This is a genomic window from Pelosinus fermentans DSM 17108, assembly GCF_000271485.2.
In the GTDB taxonomy this organism is placed as follows: Bacteria; Bacillota; Negativicutes; order DSM-13327; family DSM-13327; genus Pelosinus; species Pelosinus fermentans.
In genome coordinates this window covers 4,782,174-4,807,986 of sequence record NZ_AKVN02000001.1, presented here as the reverse complement: position 1 = coordinate 4,807,986, position 25,813 = coordinate 4,782,174, and the positions used below count along the sequence as shown (strand labels likewise).

25 protein-coding genes are annotated in these 25,813 nt (G+C 40.9%); 19 read left to right on the top strand and 6 right to left on the bottom strand.

What is annotated here, in order from left to right:
• The first annotated feature begins 29 nt into the window (after positions 1 to 29).
• From FR7_RS22030 to FR7_RS22020, 3 genes are read left to right on the top strand one after another with little or no spacing between them, the layout of a single operon-like run.
• Positions 30 to 1,250: an EAL and HDOD domain-containing protein gene (locus FR7_RS22030; RefSeq protein WP_007933833.1), complete on the top strand. Its 1,221-nt coding sequence runs from the start codon at positions 30 to 32 to the stop codon at positions 1,248 to 1,250.
• A gap of 23 nt (positions 1,251 to 1,273) precedes the next feature.
• Positions 1,274 to 1,543 (top strand): hypothetical protein, encoded by a 270-nt coding sequence (locus tag FR7_RS22025; protein ID WP_007933830.1) that lies wholly within the window; start codon positions 1,274 to 1,276, stop codon positions 1,541 to 1,543.
• A gap of 8 nt (positions 1,544 to 1,551) precedes the next feature.
• Entirely contained in the window at positions 1,552 to 2,022 is a 471-nt protein-coding gene (locus tag FR7_RS22020) for a hypothetical protein (protein WP_007933822.1), read from the top strand.
• A gap of 212 nt (positions 2,023 to 2,234) precedes the next feature.
• Here the strand turns inward: FR7_RS22020 and FR7_RS22015 are convergent, their stop codons facing one another.
• Positions 2,235 to 3,152: a DMT family transporter gene (locus FR7_RS22015; RefSeq protein WP_007933821.1), complete on the bottom strand. Its 918-nt coding sequence runs from the start codon at positions 3,150 to 3,152 to the stop codon at positions 2,235 to 2,237.
• A 110-nt stretch (positions 3,153 to 3,262) separates the two neighbouring features.
• On the opposite strand from FR7_RS22015, the gene pdxR reads away from it, so the two are divergent.
• The gene (gene pdxR, locus FR7_RS22010) at positions 3,263 to 4,654 is read left to right on the top strand and encodes a MocR-like pyridoxine biosynthesis transcription factor PdxR (protein WP_007933820.1); all 1,392 of its coding nucleotides are present in this window, start codon (positions 3,263 to 3,265) and stop codon (positions 4,652 to 4,654) included.
• A 138-nt stretch (positions 4,655 to 4,792) separates the two neighbouring features.
• On the opposite strand, the gene FR7_RS22005 is transcribed toward pdxR, so the two are convergent.
• A complete protein-coding gene (locus tag FR7_RS22005) occupies positions 4,793 to 6,979 on the bottom strand; it encodes a Tex family protein (protein ID WP_007933819.1) in 2,187 nt (728 codons plus the stop codon).
• A 263-nt stretch (positions 6,980 to 7,242) separates the two neighbouring features.
• A complete protein-coding gene (locus FR7_RS22000) occupies positions 7,243 to 8,265 on the bottom strand; it encodes an HD-GYP domain-containing protein (RefSeq protein WP_007933818.1) in 1,023 nt (340 codons plus the stop codon).
• Between the two features lie 297 nt (positions 8,266 to 8,562).
• On the opposite strand from FR7_RS22000, the gene FR7_RS21995 reads away from it, so the two are divergent.
• The 7 genes from FR7_RS21995 to FR7_RS21965 all read left to right on the top strand — a co-directional run bounded on the left by FR7_RS21995 (position 8,563) and on the right by FR7_RS21965 (position 14,050).
• Positions 8,563 to 10,269: a LytS/YhcK type 5TM receptor domain-containing protein gene (locus FR7_RS21995; protein WP_237714842.1), complete on the top strand. Its 1,707-nt coding sequence runs from the start codon at positions 8,563 to 8,565 to the stop codon at positions 10,267 to 10,269.
• Entirely contained in the window at positions 10,262 to 11,014 is a 753-nt protein-coding gene (locus FR7_RS21990) for a LytR/AlgR family response regulator transcription factor (RefSeq protein WP_007933810.1), read from the top strand. Before FR7_RS21995 ends, FR7_RS21990 begins: the two co-directional genes overlap by 8 nt.
• A 173-nt stretch (positions 11,015 to 11,187) precedes the next feature.
• Entirely contained in the window at positions 11,188 to 11,385 is a 198-nt protein-coding gene (locus FR7_RS21985; protein WP_007933808.1) for a ferritin family protein, read from the top strand.
• A gap of 17 nt (positions 11,386 to 11,402) precedes the next feature.
• Positions 11,403 to 11,705, top strand: coding sequence for a spore coat protein (locus FR7_RS21980; protein ID WP_007933806.1), 303 nt, complete (start codon positions 11,403 to 11,405; stop codon positions 11,703 to 11,705).
• Between the two features lie 171 nt (positions 11,706 to 11,876).
• A complete protein-coding gene (gene perR, locus FR7_RS21975) occupies positions 11,877 to 12,302 on the top strand; it encodes a transcriptional regulator PerR (protein WP_007933801.1) in 426 nt (141 codons plus the stop codon).
• A 155-nt stretch (positions 12,303 to 12,457) separates the two neighbouring features.
• Positions 12,458 to 13,090, top strand: coding sequence for a deoxyribose-phosphate aldolase (gene deoC, locus FR7_RS21970; RefSeq protein WP_007933799.1), 633 nt, complete (start codon positions 12,458 to 12,460; stop codon positions 13,088 to 13,090).
• 84 nt (positions 13,091 to 13,174) lie between these two features.
• Positions 13,175 to 14,050 carry a peptidase MA family metallohydrolase gene (locus FR7_RS21965; RefSeq protein WP_007933797.1) on the top strand — a complete coding sequence of 292 codons (876 nt, stop codon included), beginning with the start codon at positions 13,175 to 13,177 and terminating at the stop codon, positions 14,048 to 14,050.
• Positions 14,051 to 14,113: 63 nt separating this feature from the next.
• Here the strand turns inward: FR7_RS21965 and FR7_RS21960 are convergent, their stop codons facing one another.
• On the bottom strand, positions 14,114 to 14,299 hold the full coding sequence (locus FR7_RS21960) for a hypothetical protein (protein WP_007933796.1): 186 nt from the start codon (positions 14,297 to 14,299) through the stop codon (positions 14,114 to 14,116).
• 145 nt (positions 14,300 to 14,444) lie between these two features.
• On the opposite strand from FR7_RS21960, the gene FR7_RS21955 reads away from it, so the two are divergent.
• Positions 14,445 to 15,803: a phosphomannomutase/phosphoglucomutase gene (locus FR7_RS21955; protein ID WP_007933795.1), complete on the top strand. Its 1,359-nt coding sequence runs from the start codon at positions 14,445 to 14,447 to the stop codon at positions 15,801 to 15,803.
• On the opposite strand, the gene FR7_RS21950 is transcribed toward FR7_RS21955, so the two are convergent.
• The gene (locus FR7_RS21950) at positions 15,793 to 17,346 is read right to left on the bottom strand and encodes a PAS domain-containing protein (protein WP_007950877.1); all 1,554 of its coding nucleotides are present in this window, start codon (positions 17,344 to 17,346) and stop codon (positions 15,793 to 15,795) included. The two genes, FR7_RS21955 and FR7_RS21950, sit on opposite strands and share 11 nt — an antisense overlap.
• A 144-nt stretch (positions 17,347 to 17,490) precedes the next feature.
• Here FR7_RS21950 and FR7_RS21945 point away from each other — a divergent pair, with 144 nt between their 5' ends.
• From FR7_RS21945 to FR7_RS21920, 6 genes are all read left to right on the top strand, one after another.
• Positions 17,491 to 18,267 carry an MBL fold metallo-hydrolase gene (locus FR7_RS21945; protein WP_007933793.1) on the top strand — a complete coding sequence of 259 codons (777 nt, stop codon included), beginning with the start codon at positions 17,491 to 17,493 and terminating at the stop codon, positions 18,265 to 18,267.
• A 12-nt stretch (positions 18,268 to 18,279) separates the two neighbouring features.
• The gene (locus tag FR7_RS21940) at positions 18,280 to 19,392 is read left to right on the top strand and encodes a S1C family serine protease (protein WP_007933792.1); all 1,113 of its coding nucleotides are present in this window, start codon (positions 18,280 to 18,282) and stop codon (positions 19,390 to 19,392) included.
• Entirely contained in the window at positions 19,393 to 19,872 is a 480-nt protein-coding gene (gene rlmH, locus FR7_RS21935; protein ID WP_007933791.1) for a 23S rRNA (pseudouridine(1915)-N(3))-methyltransferase RlmH, read from the top strand.
• 149 nt (positions 19,873 to 20,021) lie between these two features.
• A complete protein-coding gene (locus FR7_RS21930; protein ID WP_007933790.1) occupies positions 20,022 to 20,222 on the top strand; it encodes a hypothetical protein in 201 nt (66 codons plus the stop codon).
• Positions 20,198 to 20,710, top strand: a complete 513-nt coding sequence (locus FR7_RS21925; protein WP_007933787.1) for a class I SAM-dependent methyltransferase — start codon at positions 20,198 to 20,200, stop codon at positions 20,708 to 20,710. The genes FR7_RS21930 and FR7_RS21925 overlap by 25 nt, the downstream gene beginning before the upstream one ends.
• Before the next feature lie 782 nt (positions 20,711 to 21,492).
• Positions 21,493 to 21,810: a hypothetical protein gene (locus tag FR7_RS21920; RefSeq protein WP_007933783.1), complete on the top strand. Its 318-nt coding sequence runs from the start codon at positions 21,493 to 21,495 to the stop codon at positions 21,808 to 21,810.
• A gap of 252 nt (positions 21,811 to 22,062) precedes the next feature.
• Here FR7_RS21920 and FR7_RS21915 read toward each other — a convergent pair whose 3' ends face one another.
• Entirely contained in the window at positions 22,063 to 24,885 is a 2,823-nt protein-coding gene (locus FR7_RS21915; protein ID WP_139181569.1) for a hypothetical protein, read from the bottom strand.
• 511 nt (positions 24,886 to 25,396) lie between these two features.
• Between FR7_RS21915 and FR7_RS24690 the strand changes: the two genes are divergently transcribed.
• The gene (locus tag FR7_RS24690; protein WP_081489999.1) at positions 25,397 to 25,699 is read left to right on the top strand and encodes an IS110 family transposase; all 303 of its coding nucleotides are present in this window, start codon (positions 25,397 to 25,399) and stop codon (positions 25,697 to 25,699) included.
• The last annotated feature ends 114 nt before the right edge of the window (positions 25,700 to 25,813 follow it).

Below are 25,813 nucleotides of genomic sequence, written 5' to 3'. Positions count from 1 at the left end.
GGTATATGCGGCAGAGGAGGCTATACGAAGTGGATGTTTTTGTAGCGAGGCAGCCTATTTTCACAAAAAGTCAAAAACTTTTTGCTTATGAACTGTTATTTCGAGACAGCTATGAAAACACATGCACTTGCACTGATGGTGATCAAGCGACATCTGAGGTAATCTGCAACAGTTTTTTTGCAATTGGTATGGATGTTCTTACTGGCGGTAAACGCGCATTTGTTAATTTTACAGAGAATCTGATAAAAAAGGAAATACCTCTGTTATTGCCTAAAGAGTTAGTCGTAATTGAAATATTAGAGACGGTGGAACCCACTGCCGAATTAATCAAGGCTTGTGAAAAATTAAAACAAGCAGGATATATAGTAGCATTAGATGATTTTGTCTTTCACCCTAAGTTTATGCCTCTGCTGGATATTGCTGATATTATAAAAGTTGATTTTTTAACCACCACTGGGCATGATAGGAAAAGGATTATGAGCAGCGTTGGTGAACGAAACATTAAATTTTTAGCCGAAAAAGTAGAATCGCGAGCTGATTTTGAACAAGCTGTAAAACTAGGGTACTCGTATTTTCAGGGATATTTTTTTAGTAAGCCTCTGGTTCTGAGAGGAAAAGCGGCTCCGAGTAGTAAAATTAATCAGTTGCGGGTTCTTAGAGTACTACAGGAGCTGGATAAAGAAAATTTTAACTTTAACGCAATTGAAAAATTTATTATGTATGACTTAGCCTTATCTTATCAGTTGTTGCGATTTATTAACTCTGCAGCTTTTTGTTTAACAAATGAAATTTCCTCTGTGAAGCATGCATTAGTGTTAATGGGGAAAAATGAGATTGTTAAATGGGTATCTCTAATTGTTATGCGGACAGTTGGTGATAATAAAACAGACGGTATTCTTGTTACCTCGTTAGTACGGGCAAAATTTTCTGAATTACTTGCCGAACGAGTAGGATTTAAAGGGCGGGAGTCAGAATTGTTTATGATGGGGATGTTTTCCTTAATTGACGTCTTCATTGGCAGGCCTCTCAAAGATATTATGGCTGAGCTGCCTATTAGTGAAGAGATTAAAGGTGCGTTATTAGGAGAATATAATGATTTGGGCAAGATCTATCATCTGGTGTTATTCTATGAAAGAGCGCAGTGGGAAGCTTTTATGACTTGTGCTGCTAGTTTAGGTATCGGGGAAGAACATATTCCTAATGATTATAAAAAGGCAGTAGCTTGGGCTGATGAGGTTTGTTCATTATAGTAAGGTAAAGAAAGGGGATCATTATGTCTGAAAGAATAAGTTTACAAGATGTACTGCGGGAATATGGCGTGCCATTGGTAACACTAGATATTACTGCTTCGGAAGCGGAGTGTCACAAGTTGCGGGAACACTTAAAAACGCTGACAAAAAATAAAGAACAGGGATACTTAGAAGTGAATTGTTCCTTCTTTGTTGATATTCATGATATTGATCGTTATTTAAGCGGAGAATTGCCTAATTTGTCAGCTATTTATGCTTTTCCAGGAGATGTGAAAGTTCATAAGGAGGAGTAAAGATTTCAGTGAGAAAGATTATAGTATTTACGTTACTGTTTGTTTTTCTTAGTACTGTATGTTTTGCTGCAGTAAGCAGCTCAGGGTCTAGGTCATCTTCTGGTTCGAAATCATTTTCTGCACCGTCATCCAGCAGTTCGACTAGTAAATCGGCAGCACCAGGAAATACGGGAGGCACTTATAAACCCTCGGCACCTGCCAACAATTTTGGTGACAAAGCTCCTGCAAAACAGACAACACCTGATGTACAACAAAGCAATCCATCACAGTCCACTGGCGGCTTCTGGCGAAATGCCAGTATGATCGGAGGCGGATTTTTAGCGGGAAGCTTATTTGGCAGCCTGTTTGGTGGACATATGGGAGGTATGTCTGGAATCTTCAGTATGTTACTCAATTTATTGGTCATTGGTGGAGTCGTTATGCTGGTTCGTAATGTATGGGATAAATATAAGAACAAAGATAAAGGGCGATACAGGTAATAAAGTGATTTCCATCTCCTCAGTTTGAATGCCCACCACCCGTTGCCATTTCTCCTTGGAAAGCGAGCCCCAAATGTTTGACTAAGGAAGAAACACCAAAATTAAGGCAACAGAGCGAATGACAGTAGTATCAGTAAAAGACAAATCCACGAATACCTACCTAGGTGTCCGTGGATTTGTCTTTCTTATTTCGAATAAGAATTCAATCGTTTCTAACCTTTTTCTGCTGCCTGAGAATAGGTTAGCAATATAACACCAAGGATAACTAGAAATCCTCCGATCCATTGCATTGTCTCGACGGATTCTTCTAAAATCAAAAAGGCTAACAGCATAGAAGTAAATGGCATCAAGCAAGAAAAAGCAGCAGCGGTATGGGCTGTACATCTTTTGATTCCAGCATACCACAAAACGTAAGATAGCATGGTAACGATCAAACCATACCACAAAATAGATACCCATCCCTTTAAGTCAAGTGATAGCAAAGATGAAACGGGATATTCAAATGATGCAGGAATGATGCAAAAGAGAAAAGCAATAGCGGACACGAGCAGAGACTGAACGGTTGGTTCTATCTTACCCCTATTGTCGGTTATTTCGCTCAAACTGTGAATACGCGATAGGATATTGAATAGAGATTCGCTTGCTGCTGCACACACTACCAGCATATTTCCCAATACATGTTCTGCTGTAAGGTTCGATAGTTGTGCGCCTTGAAGCAGTAGAACTCCCAAAACAGCACAAATGATACCACCTGTGGTTTTTGCATTTGATTTTTCTTTCAGCATGGTGCGTGCTAATATACTTGTCAATACCGGTGCAGCGCCAATCAAAACGCCAGCTTCTGTTGAACTGGTGTTTTGCAATCCGAATAGAAGGAAGGCTCTAAATAAAAAAATACCGAAAAATGCCTGCAGGCAAATCATGATCCAGTCATTTTTGCTCATGTTACGAATCCCTTGCTTGATTCGTAACATGTAAAATGGCAGCAATATGATAAGCACTGCAAGAAGGCTTGCTGCGGTTATCGTAAAGGTCCCCAGAGAATCAGACACAAACCGTGCAGCAATTACTGCCGTTCCTGCAAGTACAAAAGATATGGCTAAATAGATGCGCCCTTTTAATTTTTCCATAATCCACGCTCCTTTACCTCTATAAAGTACTGTGTTATTATACTAGCATAGAGACTGGTATAACGAAATATCCAGTATGGCGAATATATTACATACCAGTGGGAGGGTGTATGTGGAATATTATATTGAAAAGGGAAAAGGAGATTTCATTATCACGGCAACTTTTCTATTCCATAAAAAAACTGATTCTGGAAGGTAAAATCACTGCAGGGGAAGCTTTGCCTTCCAGTCGCGGTCTTGCCAAGAATTTGTCTGTTTCACGAAGTACAGTTTGCGAAGCCTATGATATGCTTATTACAGAAGGTTTTGTTGTCAGCCGTCAGGGAGCACCTACGAAGGTGAAAGAGGGACTGTATCTGGAGAAATACCATACGAAAGCAATTGCTAATGAAACCAGTCAACCATCTTTCTCCACGGATTTTAAAACAGGACAGCCTGATGTAAGTTGTTTCCCTCGTTATCTGTGGAATCAATTACTTTATAAATCCTGTGAAAAGCTGCAAGACAAAGATTTAGGATACTTCACAACGGCGGGATATGAACCCTTGAGGGAAGAAATAAGCCAGTGGTTATTTCGTACGCGGGGTATATTGGCAAAACCCCAAGATATTTTTATCACTACGGGAACCACACAGGCACTGAACCTTTTCGTTCAAATGTTATCAAAAGAAGGACTGCCCTTTGCAGTGGAAGATCCATGCCATTTGGGAATTATAGAAATTCTGAAAAACAGAAAAATTCCCTTTTTAGGTATTCCTGTAGATGAAAATGGCATTAGAACGGAACAACTAGAGAATTGGGATTTCTCGACAGTGTATGTTACCCCCTCACATCAATTCCCTCTTGGAGGAATTCTTCCCGCAGAACGCAGGGCAGAACTGATTCGTCTGGCACGGAAGCAGAATTTTTATATTATCGAAGATGATTATGACAGCGAATTCCGGTATGGAGGCGCGCCGATAACGCCACTTTATTCTATGGACTGTGAATCTGTTCTCTATGCGGGCACGTTCAGCAAAACCATGTATCCGGCACTGAGAGTTGGTTTCGTGGTGCTGCCGCCTCCGCTTCATGCCCAGTGGCTTCATTTGCGGAAGTATTTTGATGTACAAAATCCAATTATTGAACAAGCTGCATTGGCAGAATTTTTAAGTCAAAGAAAGCTTGATAAATATGTACAGAAAATTTGCCAACTGTATGGCGAAAAGCGTCAACTATTGTTAAAATCAATTTTGCAGTGTTTTGGGAAAGAAGTCTGTTTGCTCGGTGATACATCGGGACTGCATCTCGTCCTGCAAATTCCAGGAGTCTGTTTTAATGAAGGATTTATTGCGAAAAGCCAAGCTTTTGGGATTCGTGTGTATCCTATAGAGCACTATTGCATTAGAAAAGGAAATCATTCCGATAAACTGATGTTAGGATATGGGCATTTACATGTTGATGAAATTCACCAAAGTGTTCTGCGTTTGTATGATTTTATAATGAAAAACAGCATTTACTAATTTACTATGATTAACACGCTTAAAGTACGAAATGATGCTGCAAACAACTTAAAATAGAAAATAGCACAGGTTAATCGAAAGATTCCTGTGCCATTTTGTACAAGAGAATAAATTTATTTTCTTATTTGCAGCTTATATCTATTTCTTATCTCCAGCTGCTGCCACCTGTTTTAGACTCAGGCCAATACGATTCCGGTTTTCGTCTACGTTTAAGATCATAACATCGACAATATCTCCCACCGAAATAACATCTAACGGATGGCGAAAGGGTTTATAACTCAGTTCTGAGCGATGAATGAGACCATTGGTCTTAATGCCAATATCTACAAAGACGCCAAAATCAGTTACGTTATGTACAGTGCCTTTTACAATCGTTCCAGCAGTCAGTTCTGATAATTTAACAATATTCTTTCGGGTCATAGGGGCTGGCATGTCTTCTCTAGGATCACGACCGGGTTTGGCTAGTGCTGCCAAAATATCACGAACGGTAGGTTCGCCTGCTTCCAGCTCGGCTGCCAAAGCAGCAGCGTTTGCTTTTAGTGCTTTTTCTTGAATGGTTTGCAGAGTCGTTTTATCTTTTAAATCTTTTGGCGAGAAACCAAGTTTGGCTAAAATAGCTGCTGCTAACTTATAGGATTCTGGATGAACAGGAGTGTTATCTAAAGGCGTTTCTCCATCTTGAATACGAAGGAAACCGGCGCATTGGATAAAGGTGGATTGTCCTAGACGGGCAACCTTAAGTAGTTGCGCCCGACTTTTAAAAGTGCCGTTTTCTTCTCGGTAAGCTACGATATTTTTGGCTACTGTAGCATTAATGCCCGATACATGTTTTAGTAGTTCAATGGAGGCGGTATTTAACTCGACGCCAACATGATTTACAGCAGATTCGATTACGTTAGAGAGGGTTTCACCCAGTTCTTTTTGGTTTACGTCATGCTGATATTGACCAACGCCAATTGACTTAGGATCAATTTTTACTAATTCAGCTAAGGGATCTTGCACTCGTCGTGCAATGGACACGGCACCTCGCAAGGTGACATCCAAATCAGGCAATTCGTCTTTTGCCAGTTTAGAAGCAGAATAGATAGAAGCACCCGCTTCATTGGTAATTAGATAATTTACTGGCAGTTGGTGGGTGTTAATCAGCCCGGCTGTAAATTCTTCTGTTTCATAGGAAGCTGTACCGTTGCCAATTGCAATGAGTGTTACACCATATTGTTTTATAGCCTCTAGAGCAATTTGTGCTGATTTTTCTTTTTGCCCCTCTCCCATGGTCACATAAAGGACATTTGTGGTGAGGACAGAGCCTGTAGGGCTAACGACGGTCATTTTACAGCCTGTGCGATAACCTGGATCAAGTCCCATGACGGTATGTCCAGCAAAAGGCGGCTGGAGAAGTAATTGGCGCAGGTTAAGGCTAAAGACACGGATTGCCTGCTTTTCCGCATTCTCTGTTAGAAGAGAGCGAATTTCCCGATCAAGAGCAGGAAATAATAGCCGTTTATAACCATCAGTGACTGCTGATAAGATGCATTCGCTGAAAATAGAAGTGCCTTTACTGATTTGACGATTGATTAATTCTATATTGGTATCATGTGGAGCTTCTAGGGTTACTTTGAGTAGTTTTTTATCTTCTCCCCGATTGACTGCTAAAATACGGTGAGAGGGGATACGGTTAACGGGTTCTTTGTATTCTTTATAAGTAAGAACTTCTTTACCTAGTTCCTCTGCTACTGCCAGCTCTGTACGAATTTCGGCTGTTCTCCATAGCTGCTTTCTCATGTTGGCCCTAATATCGGCTGTTTCGCTGATTATTTCAGCAATAATATCAAGAGCCCCTGCTAGGGCATCTTCAGCAGTATCCACTTTATTTTCAGGGGATACAAAATCTGCTGCAACTGTAAGAGGTGTACCCGTTGTCAGTTGTTGGGACAAAATAATATTGGCTAAAGGTTCTAGTCCTTTTTCCCGGGCAACTTGGGCACGAGTACGTTTCTTTTGCTTAAAGGGCAGATATAAGTCTTCTAACTCTTGCAGTTTGGTAGCGGCAATAATGGCCGCACTTAATTCAGGGGTCAGCTTGCCCTGTTCTTCAATAGTAGCAAGGATGTCTTCTTGTCGTTTTACCAGATTGCGCAAATATTGCAGGCGTTCTTCTGTAGTGCGAAGTTGCTCTTCATCCAGTTCTCCAGTCGCTTCTTTACGGTAGCGAGCGATAAAAGGAACCGTATTGCCTTCGTCTAATAAATTAATAGTAGCAATTACCTGAGGAACTTTGATAGCAAGCTCCCTGGCGATTACGATAGGAATATCAGTATATAACATATTGCACCAACTTTATGATTTTTAGATGGTTTTTATTATACCATAAAGTTATATAAAAAAGTAATGAACCGCGAAGACGCGAAAAAATACGAAGAACACGAAGATTTTTTTTGAGAGAGAACTCAGAGAGTGTACGCTGAGAGGATGTTTTTATCCTTTCTCTATGGTTCTGTGATCAATATTTTAGCTCTTCGTGTTCTTCATATTCTTCGCGTCTTCGCGATTCAAAAGGTTGTATTTTTAAAAAGGACATGTAGCGCTATTTAGTATTCAATCACTTTGCTGATAGCCAGATTGGGTTCTTGCCGTAGGTTGACAACCACTTTGCCTAGTTTTGTATTGAGTTTAATTTCAGGGCGCAGCAGGTGGCTTTGATGATTTTTCGTCACGTGGGCCACTTGTTTCGTGTTTAATAGGACTAGACTGCCTACAGGATAGATTGGTATCGTATGGATGAATATAGTAAGAAGATGCACATCAAAAAGTGTATTGCTTTTTGCTAACATTCCTTCAATTACCTCTAATTGAGACGTGTTTTCAATAACGGCTTTTGTGATCGCTTTATCAAAATAATTAGCAATGGCTACAATTTTTGAAAACAAATGAATTTTATTGTTAGTGAGACCCAAGGGCAGTCCCGAACCATCTAACGCTTCGTGGTGTTCGGCCACAATTCGTGCAATTTTCGGTGATAATTTGTTGCGCAATAATAAATTGCGTCCATATAATGTATGCAATTTGGCACTATCAAACAATAACCCGTTGATACGGGGAAGGGTGGCTTTTCCAATGTCATGTAATAACGCTCCTAAAGCCAGTTCATAAAGGTCATCCTTAGACAGATTCAACTGAAAGCCTGTTATTAATGAAAGTAAACAGACATTGATGGAATGAACGAGTTCTTGCTGATTGGGATAATAAATTTGTGTATTAATCATTGTGGTTGCTTGCTGTGATGCTTGATCGATAATGTTATTAATAAGGTTACCAATTTGATCCAAATATAAAAAAGTAAGCTTTTCATTTGCCAGAAAGCTGGTTTGCAGTGAAGACAAAGCCTGAAAGCAAAGAGACAGCTCGGTACGCAATTCAGAGGGAATTACTTGCTGCTGTTTTAGCAGCGTTGCTTCTTGGTCAAAGATGCGAATGGTATGAATGCCAAATTTTTTTAAGCGTTTAATATAACTTTCAGTTAGGGTAATTCCTTGCTCAAGTAAAAGCTTTCCATACTCGTCTATAACGTCCTGCCCTAATATCATTCCAGGTTCAGCATAGTCAATGATCATGACAACAACTCCCAGTATAAAAACGTTTCTGTAATATTTTGTAGTATTGTATATATTATTGTAATGGATTTTTTAGGAAGGAATAAGGTACCATAGTCCTATTAATCTGGGGAATTAGACCCTGTTACCATGAAGATCTAGATAATAAGCATAGACTAAAGCAGTAATGCTGCGGCGGATAATCGAGCCATGTTGTAGTTGCTTGCTATATTTAAACATGTTATTCTTTAATTAAGAGTATTTAAAGGGGCATACCTTATGTACGTTGGAGAAATATAAAAATCGGCACTATATGAGGTGAGGGTTTTGACTGACTTATTATTATGGGAAATGATTGAACGAATGAGTGTGGCCGCTACGCTGGCTTTTTTATTATCTCAATTTTCAGTATTTCGGCGGATGATTTATCGACAAGGTAATTTTAGTGAAAAAGCTGCGATCACTATTATTTTTGGTTTTATCGGCATTTTAGGAACCTATGCTGGTATTCCCGTAGGCGATGCATTGGCGAATTCCAGAGTTATTGGTGTAATGGCTGCGGGTCTCATTGGCGGTCCTATTATGGGGACAGCCGCTGGAGTTATTGCTGGCGGGCATCGCTATTTATTAGGTGGTTTTACAGCATTTTCTTGTGGAATTTCCAGTATTTTTGAAGGCTTGCTGGCAGGTTTAATCCGCCGTTATTATCATGAGAAGCTCATTCCTTGGTGGATCGCTTTTGTTGCCGGTGTTGTAGGGGAAGTCTTGCAGATGATTATTATTTTGCTTACGGCTCATCCCTATGAGATGGCTAAGAATTTGGTAGATGCGATTGGAATGCCGATGATTTTGGTCAATTCCTTAGGCGTTGCTATTTTTATGCTGATTATTAAGACGGCGATGTATACCCAAGAACAGGTTGGAGCTGAACAGTCTCATAAAGCTCTTGATATTGCAACCAAGACCTTACCCTATCTGCGGCATGGCTTAGATCGCAGCTCTGCTCAGGCAACAGCTCAAATTATTTTTAATGCAGGAAGCTATGAAGCAGTTGCCATTACGGATACGGAGCAGGTGTTGGCTTTTGTAGGCGTGGAGTCAACACATCATTCTGCGGATACTTTAGGATTAACCCTTGCTACCAGTCAAGTGCTTTCTAAGGGAGAGCTGTATATCGCACAAAATGCTTTAGAGATTGGCTGTTCCTGCAAAAATTGCAAATTGGCCAGTGCTATCATCGTGCCCTTAAAACGTGCAAATCGCGTTATAGGTACTTTGAAGTTATATTATACAAGGGCAAATGCCGTAGGGCATGGCGACAGAGTCTTTGCTTCCGGTATCGCCCATTTATTTTCCACCCAATTGGAATTAACAGAAATTGATCGTCAGGCTAAATTAGTTTCTAGGGCAGAGCTAAAAGCGCTTTATGCACAAATCAATCCTCATTTTTTATTCAACACTCTTAACACGATTACTTCTTTAGTACGTACAAAACCCGATTTAGCAAGGGAGCTTTTGTTAAAGTTGGGAGCTATGTTTCGGCATACCTTACATAAAACAGGGCGTAATATCACCCTCAAAGAGGAACTATCCCAAGTACGTGCTTATTTAACCATTGAGCAAGCCAGACATGGCGAGAAGTTAGTAATTCAAGAGATGATATCTGAAGAAGTAGAAAAATATTTGATTCCTACATTAACCATACAGCCCTTAGTAGAAAATGCGATAAAGCATGGACTGCAGCCCAAGGAAAATGGTGGCTGCATTATAATTAGCGCCAAGGAAGATGGTCAGGATATTGTAATTACGATTCGTGATGATGGTGTAGGCATGGATGTCAAAGGGCGGTGTCCTTTGGCGGCGCCTGCTCCAGAATGCATTGGTCTATCCAATGTTCATGAACGTTTACGAGGACAATATGGCGTAGGATATGGATTGTCCCTTTTGAGTGCCCCAGGCAGTGGAACTACAGTAACCTTGCGTATTCCAAAGCGTGTGTATGATGAGGGGGAAGAATGTGCTTAGTATTTTAATTGTAGATGATGAGAGTCCGGCGCGTGATGAGCTAAAGTATTTATTGTCCTTGGAAAATGAAGTGGAAATTGTAGGAGAAGCGGATAGTGGGGCGGCAGCGATTGGATTAGCAGCTCAATTAAAGGCGAATGTTATTTTTATGGATGTACAAATGCGGGGCATGAATGGTTTAGAAACTGCGGCAATACTTCGTACAATCGTTCCGGAAACCTTACTGGTATTTGCCACTGCCTATGATGAATATGCTGTCCAGGCTTTTACAGTTGGCGCAGTAGATTATCTTTTAAAGCCTTTTGAAAGAGAACGTGTACATATGACAATCCAGCGTCTGAAAAATTATCATGGTGACGAATGGCGGGCTGCGGTTGGCCGCGTGGATGCGGCATTAAATAAATCCAAAATTGTTGTACAAAAACTTCCCCTAGAAAAAAATGGTAAAATTATTATGGTGCACTATAATGACCTGATTTATGTGTATACCCAAAAAGGTATTGTTACAGTAGTTACAATTTATGGTGAATTTAGTTATACAAGTACTTTAACGGAATTAGAGGAACGTTTGGCCCAGACCAATCTGGTGCGTGTGCATAAGAGTTATATTGTAAACATGGATAAGGTAAAAGAGGTAGTGCCTTGGTTTAAGGGAACCTATTGGTTAAAAGTTGAAGGCGATGTTGAAATACCAATTAGCAAAAGTCGAGTTAGAGAGATCAAAGATATATTAGGATTAAAATAATAGAATACTGCTATGGTCTGATAGAAAGAGCTGCCGGCATCTTTTTCTGTCAGACTATTTTTTTGGTATAGTTGGTATTTTTATGGTGCATGCTATAGTCAGCGAGGGTGAGGTGTAATTATACATTTCGCCGATAGCCAACTTATTTTACATAGGAGAAAGGAGGGATGGTCATGTTATCATCCAAAGAAGTAATGCAATTGGAAGATTTCCTAGGAATGGAGCAGAATTCAGTGCAATGCCTAAACCACTTTGCCAGCACCATTCAATGCAAGGAAACAAAGCAGCTTTTTCAACAAATGGCACAAAAAAATCAACAGCATTTTCAAAATCTAAGTAAGCATTTGAATGTGAGTCAAACATTACAATAAAGAATAGGGGTGATATTGTGGCACAAGCAGGTCAACAGAACCAACAACAGCAAGGACTGAATGGACAAGGCAGCCAGTTTGCCGATCAGGACATACTGCAATTGGCGTTAAATGAAAGCAAACATCTTGCAGAATCAATTAATTCATACATTCTGGAAGCTGCCAATGAACAGCTTCGCAAGGATTACATGAATGTTCTTGGGGATGTATATAGTCAGCAAAAACAAATTTTTGATGTGATGCAGCAAAAAGGCTTTTACAATGTGGAAAATGCAACTGCTCAGCAGATCAACAAAGCCCAAAGCAAATTTAGCAGTTAAAGTAAGCGGCCTTTTTTGTAAATGGAAGAGCCTCTGGGAAGTATCCCAGAGGCTCTTCCATTTACGATAGAGATTTTCCTTGACAACAGTTTTTAATATATATTAAAATAGAGATAGAACTACTCGATAATCGTTTTCTATAAAAAATAAATTGGAATTGGTGGTGAATATATGGAAGTCTGTATCACGTCTTTGCTGAGAGATAAAGGATTTAAGGTTACCCCTCAACGGTTGGCTATCTATAATATGTTATCTTCTACACGGTCTCACCCTAATGCAGAGATGATTTTTAATGAACTGCAGGCGATGTACCCAACGATGAGCTTAGCTACTGTATATAAAACGATGGAAATTCTTAAAGAAATCGGTTTAGTGCAAGTATTAAATGCAGGTGAAGATAGTTTTCGTTATGATGCTGTTATGACGAATCATCCTCATGTGAGATGCACGGAATGCGGCCAAGTCGAAGATGTTCCTGATATTAATATTGATGCATTCGTCAGTGAAGTCTCTCGAGGTACTAAATATCAGATTATGGGACAACAGTTTTATTTTCATGGAATCTGCCCTGCTTGTCAACGAAAAAATAGCAATTAAATCCTAATTTGCAAAAATAGTAAAGACTTGGCGAAAGCTGAGTCTTTTTTTATATTATATTGAAATGATTTTCAGCTTAAAGGTATTTGATGATGTAATGCGAAATATGTATAAATTATGAGAGAATCATATTCACATATAAAGGAGAATTGAAATTGAATACCTATATTGATCATACGCTTTTAAAACCAGATGCAACGCCTCATGATATTCGTTGCTTATGTAAAGAAGCGGCAGAATATAAATTTGCTGCTGTATGTATTAATCCATGTTATGTAGATCTGGCGGTCAGTTTATTAGCGGGTACGGGTGTGAAGGTGGCTACAGTTATTGGTTTTCCCTTGGGATCAAATTTGTCTATCGTCAAGGCTTTTGAAGCTAAACAAGCTGTTTTGCATGGTGCTGATGAATTAGATATGGTGATTAATATTGGTGCCGCCAAATTAGGTCTCTGGGAGGCTGTACTGTATGATATTCAACAGGTCATAGCAGAAGGGCAAGGACGTATTGTTAAGGTCATTGTAGAAACCGGGCTGCTAGCAGAGGAAGAAAAGGAACGGGTTTGCCGTATTGTTTTGGAAAGCGGCGCTCAGTTTATTAAAACATCTACAGGATTTGCAGGAGGCGGTGCCACTATTGCAGATATCAGGTTATTTAAGTCCATTATCGGAGATCGAATTGGTATTAAAGCATCAGGTGGGATTCGTAGTTTTGAAGAGGCCGCAGCTATGATTGCTGCTGGAGCCACGCGGATCGGAACCAGTAAAGGGATTGAAATTGTAAGCTAGTTTACATAAAATACCGATAGAAACTATTTTGTGCCTATGCTATAATGAGCACCTGTAACTCTTAGAAGGAGAGGAGGGTGCCTTATGCGTAAAGTACTAATAGGCGAAGTGAATACCTTTATAATGGTTGCTGGACTGCTCTTTATTCTAATGCTGGTTTTTGCTATGCCTACCAAACCTCGTATGTGGCTTTATCCTCTGGTGCGTCAAGCGGTACAGATAAAGGTTAATTATGAAGCAAGGGATATGGCAACTTATGAAACTGCGCATTTTAGGATTAAATACGCTCCAGTTGATGCTGACACAGTAAGTATGATAGGACAGGCTGCTGAGGCTGCATATCAGCCAGTAATTGAAACGCTGCAGTATGCGCCTTCTGGTAAAACATTAATTCTTATTCATTCGAATAAGAACCAGCTGCGTCAGGCTTTTGGCTGGTCTGGTAATGAAAGTGCCATGGGAGTGTACTGGGGTGGAACCATTCAACTGCTATCACCTCATGTATGGCTAAATGATGGAGAATCCGTGGAAGAATTTATTCATTCAGGTCCGATGGTGCATGAGTACACTCATTTGGTGTTTGATCATATAACCAATGGGAATTATCCTCGCTGGTTTACAGAAGGTCTGGCTCAGTATGTGGAGTATCGTGCAAATCATTATGAATGGATTACTGCTGATAATGTATTGGATAATAGGATGTACACCATGAGAGAGCTGGAGGACAGCTTTGATGAACTGTCCAATCAATCTTTGGCATATCGTCAATCACTGGCTGCTGTACGTTATATTGCCGAGGTGTATGGAGAGGATACGCTGCAAGATGTTATTAAGAGTTTAAAAGCTGGCGATAGCTTAGATAAGGCTATCAGTAAAAATGCAGGCATTGATTATGCTGTCTTTGAAAATTCGTGGAAGCAGTGGGCTGAAGTTCATATGAATAAAAAAACAGAAAAATAGCAAGCGATTAGAATTAAGATATCGCTTGCTATTTTTCTATTTCTATAGTTGTAAGGCGATTGTTTATTCGTCGTCGTCGTCTTCGTCGTCGTCTTCGCTTCTAGAAATGCGAATTTGCTCTAATAATTCGATGACCTGCTTATTTTGAATAATGAGGATTTCCTGATTCTTCACGATGGTAGCCAATGGTAATGTAATTTGATGAATTTCCTCTAGTAACATTTTAATCATCTTTTCAGGACTAGCCAATCTGATTCCCCCTACTGTTTTAGTCAAATCTTCTTTAGATTATCTTATGTTAAAGAAGAGAAAAAAGTGACTGTAGATTGTACTTACTTGTCCTTAAATGCTACAATAGCCATAATAATGTTCTGAAGGGAGAATACTTGATTTTATGAAAATTTTCCATGCATGTGATATTCGGGGAATTGCAGGTATTGAATTGACAGAGGAGATCGCATACAAAATCGGCTTGGCAGTAGGCGTTAAATTAGCTGGCAAAAAAGTAGTAGTAGGCGGTGATGTTCGCTTATCCACGCCAATTTTAAAAGATATTTTAATTAAAGCGCTGGTGGGATCAGGCTGTGAAGTCATTGATATTGGGACGGTAGCCACTCCTGTTTTTTATTATGCGCAAAAAGTGATGCAGGCAATGGGAGGGGTTATGGTTACTGCTTCTCATAATCCTGCTCCTTACAATGGCTTTAAGCTGGTATTTGGTGATCAGCCTGTAACAGAAGAGGATATCTTAGAAATAAAACAAATGGTGGAAGAGGGTGTGAGTGTCGTCGGTGAAGGCACAATGATCGCATTGCCCATTGTGGATGAGTATATCGCATCTACTGCACTCTTAGCTCAAAAAAGTAAATTGCGAGTGGTGGTTGATGCTGGTAATGGAGCTACCTCTCAGATTGCACCGCAATTATTCAAGCAGTTAGGTTATGATGTAATTGAATTATATTGTCAGCCCGATGGAAATTTTCCCAATCGTTCGCCTAACCCAGCCTTGGCTGAAAATTTGCAGGGACTTGGAGAAAAGGTTCGGGAAAGTCGTGCAAACCTAGGTGTAGCCTTTGATGGTGATGGAGATCGAGTTGCTTTTGTTGATGAAAACGGACGTGCCGTTGATAATGATGATATCATTGTCCTGATCGCTCAATATTATCTTGAGAAACAGCCAGGAACGATTATTTATGATGCCAAATGTTCCATGGTCGCACCTGAGGAAATTCGTAAAGCTGGTGGCAGGCCTGTCATGGCAAGAGCCGGACATACCTTTAGTAAAGCTGCTTTTATACAAGAGAAGGCATTATTTGCCGGGGAAATCAGCGGGCACTTCTTCTTTCGTGAACTGGGCTATGATGATGGCATGTTTGCGGGGTTAAAGGTATGTGAATTTGTTGCTGCTCATGGTTCCCTAGCGAAGCTTGTGGATGAAATTCCTAATTATATTCTTACCCCTGATATCCGGATTACGTATAAGGGAACTGATAAAGAAGCAGTTTTAGATGCTGTAGCCGAAAAATTAGCAGTGTATAAACCGAACCGTATTGATGGTGTGCGAATTGAATTTCAAGATGGTTGGGGGATGATTCGCGCCTCTGTTACAGAGCCCTTATTTACTTTACGTTTCGAATCTAAGTCAACAAAGCGCTTGCGGGAGATTATTGATACATTGTTATGCGCCTTGCCTGAAAATATAAGAGTGGCGGTAATGAATGCATTACCACCGCAATATGTAGTTACTGATTAAATTTTATAAAAAAGGTAGTGCCCTGAGAGCAAGTATCAATTTCAATGGTTGCTTTGTGTCTGGCAACAATTCGATAGCAGACGGCTAATCCTAAGCCCGTTCCTTTTTCTTTAGTGGTAAAAAAGGGGGTTCCTAACTTTTCGATCAATTCTGGCGGGATGCCGGTGCCCTCATCCTGGACGGCTAGTATGACTTGACCTTTTTCCATGAAGGATTTTATAGTAATATTTCGATGGGGCGGCATAGCATCTAACGCATTATACACTAGATTTAAGAGAAGCTGACGGATTTCCTTAGAGTCAAGGGGTAAATCCGGTATGAGGTTTAAATCCAGATGAAGGGATTTATTGGATATGATCGCATTGGACTGCAGTAAAGGAGCAATGGTCTTTATAATCGTATTCAAATTCTGCATTTCTAATTTGACTTGTTTATTCTTTGCCAAAGATAAAAAATCACTAATAATAGAATTTGCACGATCTAATTCTTCTATCATAAGTTGAAAATAATTTTTAAAGTTATGACATTCTTCCTTATAACTAAGAAACTGTAAAAATCCTCGGACGCTTGTCATTGGGTTTCGTACTTCATGACCAATTGTAGCTGCCATTTCTCCCACTAGATTTAGCTGATCAAGACGGGTAAGTTCTTGCCGCAGATGCTTGAGTTCTGTAATATCTCTGACAATAACCAGGACACTGCTTTTATCATAAGTCATGATACGCGCTTCCATTGAACAGATCGTATCATTAATGGGCAGCTGGTACTCAATACTTTTGATTTTCCCGGTTTTGATGGCGCATTTTATTTCAGACATAAATTGCTGGGCTTGTTTACTCGGGAGCACTTCTGTTAAATGTTTGCCGATGCGGCTGTTGTGAGGCTTATATAATAAATCGGGATTGGTTACGTGATAATCTAAATAAACTCCTTCATTGGTGAGATAAAATAAAAAATCGGGCAGAGATGATAATAGTTTGTGATTACGAAACTCACTGGCTCGTAATTCTAATTCCGTTTTTTTTAGTTCATCAATATTGCGTAAGGTGCACAAAACTGAAACAACAGAACCATCTATAGAAAATTCGGGAACAAGTCGAGCATGATAGTAAAAGTGATGTTCTTTACTACTAGTAAATTCCGCTTCAAATTTTGCCTGCTGTTTAGTTTGAAATATGGTCTCAACCTGTGATTTCCACAATTTATAATATTTTCTGGGAAATTTTAATTCAGAGACAGTTTTTCCTAGGCAGGATGCTAATGGTATTCTCATTACTTTAAGAGCCACTTTGTTTGCATATAAAAATCGCAAATCTTTATCAAAACGAATAATCGCATCCGGAGAATTTTCTACTAAGGATTTAAACTCCCCTTCCCATAAATAAGCATGTGGTTTTGGGAGAAGGGCAGAACTATGCTGTGGCTCATCCATACTATGATGAGGGCAAGAGGGAGTTGGTGCAGCGTTCCATTTTGCAAGCTGCTGGCGTAATGAAATCAATTCCTCAATCAGCTGTTTTTTAGCTTTACGTTGATCTTCCATTATATAGAATCCCTCTTTATATAGAATTAAAGGTTAAATCATAAGAACTTTTCTGATATAATACTATATAGTTTTTAATGTAATTTTACAAGTAGTGTCGTAAAAATACTCGAATATACATCAAGTGTAACTAAAGGAGAATATATGAAAGTTCATGTTTTAGCGAGTGGCAGTACAGGCAATGCCATTTTTTTAGATTTTACACATACTAAAATATTAGTGGATGCAGGGATCAGCACAAGGCGTATTAAACAAAGCTTAGCTGCATTAGGTACAGATATCGAAGAGTTGGATGGAGTATTTATTACACATGAGCATAGAGATCATATTAGCGGCTTGCCAACTATGACTAAAAAGTACAATTTACCTGTATATGCCAGCCCTTATACTTGGCGGGCGATGTACTGCCGTGATGTTATACCTGATCTTTGCTGTCAGAATTTATCGGAGAACGTTACTATTGGACAAGTCCGGGTGGAACCATTTAGTATTTCTCATGATGCAGCAGACCCAGTCGGCTTTCGTTTTTATCATGGAAGCAGTAAATGTAGTGTGGTTACTGATATTGGTTTTGTTACCGATGCAGTGAAAGAAGCGATTGCATTAAGTGATGTATTAGTTTTAGAATGTAATCATGATTTAGACATGCTGGAAAATGGGGCATATCCCTGGCATTTAAAGCGCCGCATCAAAAGCAATCGCGGGCATTTATCCAATGTAGATGCTGCGTGGACGTTAGCACGGTTAAAAAGGAAGCCGAATATGCAAGTATTCTTAGCTCACATGAGTAAGGAAAATAATAATCCTGAATTGGCAAAAAGCACCGTAAGTGCTATATTAGAAGAGCAGGGCTTAAAAATTGGCTCAGAAATTGAATTGCATATTACCTATCCTGATCGTACAGTGAGTAGTAACTTCTAAGGGGGCAGGATGATGAATCGAAAAATTGGACAGATATTTTTAATTGCTGTTGTCGGAGCACTAATTGGCGGTGGTTTAGTATTAGGTTATGGCGGCAGGTTTTTATCGAAATCTACACCGCAAAATATGACGCCGATGCAAAATTTACTGCAGGAACCTGCGGCGCAAGCCCAAGTGTCTGAAGCACGCAATACGCCTTTAGTCAGAGCTGCACAGACTGTCGGTCCGGCAGTTGTGGGGATTACGAATAAAGCTTATGCTCGAAACTCTTTTAATCGTAAAGAACTTGTAGAGCAAGGTGTAGGTTCAGGAGTTATTTTTGATGGGAATGGATATATTGCCACGAATAATCACGTTGTAGAAAATGCTCAGGAAATTACAGTATCCCTAGCAGATGGACGGGTGCTCGCCGGGCGAGTATTAGGGGCTGATCCTGCTACTGACCTGGCCGTCGTAAAAGTAGATGCTGCTGGTTTACCCACAGCTGTTCTTGGGGACTCAGACAGTTTATTGGTTGGTGAACCGGCGCTTGCCATTGGTAATCCCCTTGGTTTGGAGTTTAAGGGGAGTGTGACTGCTGGGGTTATTAGTGCGCTGAATCGCTCTATTGAGATTGGAGAACGAAAATTTAAACTGATTCAAACGGATGCTGCTATTAATCCGGGAAATTCGGGTGGAGCATTGGTAAATGCTGATGGTGTAGTCATTGGGATTAACAGTGCAAAAATAGCAGTTGCAGGTGTAGAAGGTATTGGTTTTTCGATTCCGATTAATACTGCCAGACCTATTTTACAATCTCTTATTGAAAAAGGACGTGTAGTAAGAGCTTACCTAGGCGTAGGCATACTTGATCGCAATACAGCTGCGAGTTATGGATATGAGCTTACCATTGATAAAGGAGTCTATTTGCTGCAAATCGCAAAAGGAGGACCAGCAGATAAGGCTGGTCTTAGAGAAGGTGATGTTATCTTGAAGATAGGAGACACTGAAGTGAATAGTGTAGCTGATCTAAGAGGAGCGGTTGACGAGCAGGCAGTTGGCAATACTGTTAGTGTTACGATTCTTCGTAAAGGCAATCAGCAGACTGTAAACGTACTTTTAGAAGAAATGCCGACTCAGCAGTAAATGAAAATTACAATTATTGCTGTTGGTAAAATTAAAGAAAAATATCTAACCATGGGCATTGCGGAATTCGTCAAGCGCCTCACGCCTTATTGCCGCTTGTCGATCATTGAAGTTGACGAAGAACGTATGCCTGAGCATCCTTCTGATGCTGAGAAAGCAAAAGTACTGCTCAAAGAAGGGGAACGTATCCTAAAATATGTTAAAGATAGCAGCTATCTTATCATCCTTGACGTTATTGGCAAGCAAGCTTCCTCAGAAGAACTTGCAGAAAAAATAAGTGATTTAGGCGTTTCTGGAAAAAGTGATATTACCTTCATCATCGGAGGCGCCTTCGGTCTTTCCCCCGAGCTGCTGAAAGTTGCAAACGAAAGATTATCTTTTTCCAAGATGACATTTACTCACCAAATGATACGGTTGCTATTAGTCGAGCAGATATATAGGGCATTTAAGATTAATCGGGGAGAACCGTATCACTTATAATGGCGAAAACTCCTGCAAGAAATTTGAACAAGAATTTCTTGCAGGAATTTTGTATTTTATGGTAAGTAGTTGATGTTAAATAATCTTAGCTTTGTAGGAGCTTTATAGATAGTCTTACGTTTTCTGGGAAACTGATGAGGAGTGAAGGGGTGTTTTGTAAATTGCAAGATAAAACAAAGTTGACAATTGATGCATATAACAAAAACTTTTCTGGTTACACTGATAAATTTATGAATTATAGTCCTTATGCTATGCATGTTATCGAATTTGCGGGTTTATTAGAAGATGATTTAAAGTATTGGATATTGGATGTGGACCTGGAAACGTGGCTAAACAATTATGTGCAGTAAAAAGGTTAAAGATTACTGGAATCGATCTCTCTTCTGAAATGTTGGAAATAGCTAGAGTCAATGTTCCAGATGGAATTTTTCATCTTCAAGATTCTCGCAAAGCAAGTTTTTCGTCAGAATATTTTGATGCGGTAGTACTTTCCTTTAGTATTGTTCACTTGGATGATGACGAGGCAAATGGGGTATTAGCTAATGCGGTAAAATGGTTGCGGAGTGGTGGTTATCTTTATTTAAGCTTTATGGAAGGGAAGCAGCCTGGTTTTGAGACGACCAGTTTTTCTTCACAGCCTCTATATTTTAATTATTTTCAAGAAACTAAAATCGAAGAATTTCTTAAAGAGAATGGAATCGATCGTTTTCGTAGTATACGGCAAGATTATTTAGAGCTAGATGGGAGTAACACTACAGATGTTTTCCTTTTTGGGAAAAAAACGATAGGCTCTGATACGGTGTTCTTCCCCCAAAAAAAAATTGAAGTAATTCGTTGATTGGTGGCCTGTAAAATTGACGATATAACTTGGCATGAGTTCATAAAAAGCACCTCGCATTAAAAATAGTGATCAATTCGAGGCTCCATTTTTTTTGATATCTTGTCAAGTGCTTTTATGAATTTTCTTTCTTTTTTTCTTAGATTGATGACATTGCCAGTTATGCTGGTGAGAGGGGAAGTTATAAATGAATAGGGGTATGACTAGGCAAAAATTTCATTTTTTCACTTTACTTTTGCTTGCAATCCCTAAAAAAAGTAATATAATTAGGAATAGGTGGAAATTAAAAAAGTCGCCGTGTCCTGAGAGTGGTGGAACACTCCCAGGCACGAGCAGGTGGTTGAGCACCTACACGTAACAGCTAGCTGTCTACGACGACAATTTATTATACCGTGATCTTTCCTTGAAAACAAGGGATGCATTGTTCGGAATAGTAATATTGTGAGTTTTGGCAGAGGCTTAGCGTCTGCGCGCAGTCAAGACGAAGCAAAGCGCATGTGTAGGTTGAAAAGACCTCGCATATGCGTTTTTTTAATTTCCCCTGAAACAAACTGTATGCTGGTTTCTTCTATCCTGAACTGCGGATAGAAGAAACCTCCTACAGGATGAAGATGGGGGGATATAAATTGGTAGCAATCCAAGGTAAGAGAAAAGTAAAAAGCTGGGGCAAAAGCACTGCACCAGCGTGTGGCGGGGACTCCTCCTCGCCACAACGAATGGGAGATATTCGTTTCATTTACGAGGGACATCACTCAATTTCTGGCAAAATGGGGATACAGTAAATGTATAGAACCTATAGAACAACGAAAGACACGATTATGGGTGCGGAAATAGAGAACGCTGATATTACACTTACATTGATTATAGATTTGGATGGGAAAGAATATGTGATGGTCAAGAAGCAAAAAGAAGATGCTATATATCATCTTTCGCTGGTTGGAAAAATCACTGAAATAGTTCACGAAATTTCATTTGAAGAGTATAGAGACATTACCTATGCAAGATTAGATAAGGAATTGTTAGAGCAAGGAATCAAACCCAGGAAAGATCCTGTGTCAAGAATATCTATAATTGGTGAAATTGTTGGTACTGGATATTAGGAAGCCTTGTGGCTTACCCTGTAGCCAAATATAGGTGGATGATGGGGACGCCAACTATTATATACTACATTTTCTGCACCGTTTAACTGGATACGGAGAACCGTATCATCTTTAACAGCGAACCAAGGCCTCGACCCTTCCAGAATGAGGGGTTGAGGCCTTGGCTTTTTTTCTTATTCGAAGTTACGATTAATGTGTGACAGAAGGGTATTCAGAGAAGTATCGTATTATGCTAAGTGCGTGTATCTCTGACTATCTTTGATCACTAATAGTAGCGACACTATTATTATTAGATAAAGCAGTTAAAGGGTCGTAAGGAGGACCCGTTATTGTACCAACTAGCAATGCAATATCAACCGCATTTTCAGGAATACCCCATGAGTTACCTGAAAATACAAAAACTGCCTGATCTACAACGAATCCACGGGTATTATAAACTACATTATCGACGATATGACCTGTTGAATTTGGATTTAAATAAGCAGGCTGCCTGAGAAAATAAAAAATATTATCTTGAACTATTAAATCTACCACATTGCCTTGCGTTAAAAATCCGCGATTGACTACCCAACCTGTTGATGGTCCTGCTTGAGGTGGTCCAAAAATAACATTGTTAACAAGTTTATGATCCGTTCCAGCAAGTTGGATGAACTCAACCGCATATGGATTATCACTAGTAATCGTTAATCCGTCTATTGTGACGCCGCTTCCAGTAACTAGAAAAAGGATAACAGCAGCTTGTAATATGATTAGTGTATTAGGATATCCCTTTATTGTTACTCCTGCTTTATTAATTGTTATTTGCGCGGTAATTGGATACGTTCCACCTAGTATATGAACAGTCCCAGTTGGGGATACAGCCGTAACACCTTGTTGTATCGTTCCAAATGGACTAGCCTGTGTACCATCTCCACCAACTGCTCCTGCTTGAACATATACATCAAATGGGTTAGGTTCAAACGTACCAGTAGCGCCAGTAGCGCCAGTAGCTCCAGTAGCTCCAGTAACTCCAGTAGCGCCAGTATCACCAGTAGCACCAGTATCACCAGTAGCACCCGTAGGACCGGTAGCACCAGTAGCACCAGTAGCACCAGTAGGGCCGGTAACACCAGTAGCTCCGCCATCTGGCCCAGCAGCGCCAGTAGGGCCAGTAGCGCCAGTAGCGCCAGTAGCACCAGTAGCGCCAGTATCACCCGTAGGACCGGTAGCACCAGTAGGGCCGGTAACACCAGTAGCTCCGCCAGCTGGCCCAGTAGCACCAGTAGCTCCAACATCACCAGTAGCGCCAGTGGCGCCAGTTGCTCCAGTAGCTCCAGTTGCTCCAACATCGCCAGTAGCTCCAGTAGCACCAGTAGCTCCAACATCACCAGTAGCGCCAGTAGCACCAGTAGCTCCAACGTCACCAGTTGCTCCAGTTGCACCCGTAGCTCCAACATCACCAGTAGCGCCAGTAGCACCAGTAGCTCCAACGTCACCAGTTGCTCCAGTTGCACCCGTAGCTCCAACGTCACCAGTTGCGCCAGTAGCTCCAGTAGTTCCAACGTCACCAGTTGCGCCAGTAGCTCCAGTAGTTCCAGTTACACCAGTAGCGCCAACATCACCAGTAGCGCCAGTAGCTCCAACGTCACCAGTTGCTCCAGTTGCACCCGTAGCTCCAACATCACCAGTAGCGCCAGTAGCACCAGTAGTTCCAACGTCACCAGTTGCTCCAGTAGCACCAGTAGTTCCAACATCGCCAGTAGCTCCAGTAGTACCAGTAGCTCCAACATCGCCAGTAGCACCAGTTGCACCCGTAGCTCCAGTTACACCCGTAGCTCCAACATCGCCAGTAGCACCAGTAGCACCAGTAGCTCCAACATCACCAGTAGCGCCAGTAGCACCAGTAGCTCCAGCATCACCAGTAGCACCAGTTACACCAGTAGCTCCAACATCACCAGTAGCGCCGGTAGCACCAGTAGCTCCAACGTCACCAGTTGCTCCAGTAGCTCCAGTAGCTCCAACATTACCAGTAGCTCCAGTAGTACCAGTAGCTCCAACATCACCAGTAGCGCCAGTAGTACCAGTAGCTCCAACATCACCAGTAGCGCCAGTAGCTCCAGTAGCTCCAGTAGCTCCAGTTGCTCCAGCATCGCCCGTAGCTCCAGTAGTACCCGTAGCTCCAACATCGCCAGTAGCACCAGTTGCACCCGTAGCTCCAACATCACCAGTAGCGCCAGTTGCTCCAGTAGCTCCAGTAGTACCCGTAGCTCCAACATCGCCAGTAGCACCAGTTGCACCCGTAGCTCCAACATCACCAGTAGCGCCAGTAGCTCCAACGTCACCAGTAGCGCCAGTTGCTCCAGTAGCTCCAGTAGCTCCAGTAGCTCCAACGTCACCAGTTGCACCCGTAGCTCCAGTAGCACCTGTAGCTCCAGCATCGCCAGTAGCGCCAGTTGTTCCAGTAGCTCCAGTAGCTCCAGTAGTACCCGTAGCTCCAGCATCACCAGTAGCACCAGTTACACCAGTAGCTCCAACATCACCAGTAGCGCCAGTAGCACCAGTAGCTCCAACGTCACCAGTTGCTCCAGTTGCACCAGTAGCTCCAACGTCACCAGTTGCTCCAGTAGCACCAGTAGTTCCAACATCGCCAGTAGCTCCAGTAGGGCCAGTAACGCCAGTATCGCCAATATCTTCTGGCACCTCAGCGATCACTAAAGTTGCTATAATTGGGACTAAAGGAGAAAATGTTACACTATTAGGTGTTCGATTCACTAAACCTAGTCCGATTGGTGCAACATCAACTTGTATAAGTGCAGATCCAACGACCTCATCCGTTATTAGAGGTGAACTTACTAGCACTTCATCAGCTTGTGTTGTTACGATTGAAAAAGTTATACCACTTGAACCTGGAGATGTTTGAGTTGCTACCGACCAATTGACAAGATATCGTCCGATTTTGTTTAGGATGATGACTCCTGTTGCCGGGTTATAACTTACGGGTCCAAAGCTGCTAAGAACTGTTTCAAATAGAACAATCTCATTTGGATTGATTGTACCGGGCAACAGCCGTCTAAGTTGAAGACCTATTGTATCCAACTTGATTCCTCCTCGCTTTCACAAACTTAATTAAGCTTCAATAGGGCTAAAGGACTGGACTTTCAAGTCCTTCGGCAAAAAAAAAACATATACTTATCAATAATCTGTACTGGATTAGCAGCGACAGTGAACTTCTTTATATAAGAGTATACTTATGTAATATAATATGTAATTCTACTATTAGTGTGACAATATATTGAGGATATTCGGTCAGGTACTCACTTACTGCAAATGATAAAAACAGGGGACAGGTGTGCGCCACGAAAGCGGATGAGTGCATAAGCACTCAAATCCGCTGAACTTAGCTAGGGGAAACATGAGACAGGGATAATGTTTCAACACAAAAGAGTCAAAATGGTGCTAATATACGCCAAATAGCTCGAATAGCGGGACTATCGCCAACACGGGTTTGGAAAACTTGAAACATAGTTCCCTGTCCCTGTAAGATATAGTACAGAAGGGTTATCCATAAGGGATTAGAAAACCTCCGAACAATCCGCTTTTGTGTATAATGGGATGGAAGGATATGAATGTCCCTGTCCCAGGGAGGATTCTTTTTGAAGCCCTTCAAAACCCTAAACACCAAGCAAGGCCTTCTCTGTGCTCTGGAGCAAATAAAAAAAGTGGAGAAACGTTTCGTAGTAAACCGGTCATCTCCCTAGAATCCACGGGTCACTACTCAGCACGTATCGTCCACTTTTTCTTAAAACAGGGGTTCGAAGTCTTCCTCATCAATCCCCTCATTTCTCATTCTATCAAAAATTCCCTCGTAAGAAAAGTCAAAACCGACTCCGTTGACGCATGTACTTTTTAAAAGGGAATATTTTTTGACGTGGGGCTTGACTTTAGTTAGCTGGTCTTGTGTTTCCCTGTACAGATCTGAATTCTCAGTTAGCGCCTAAGATATAGTCTTAAAAATGCAATTAGA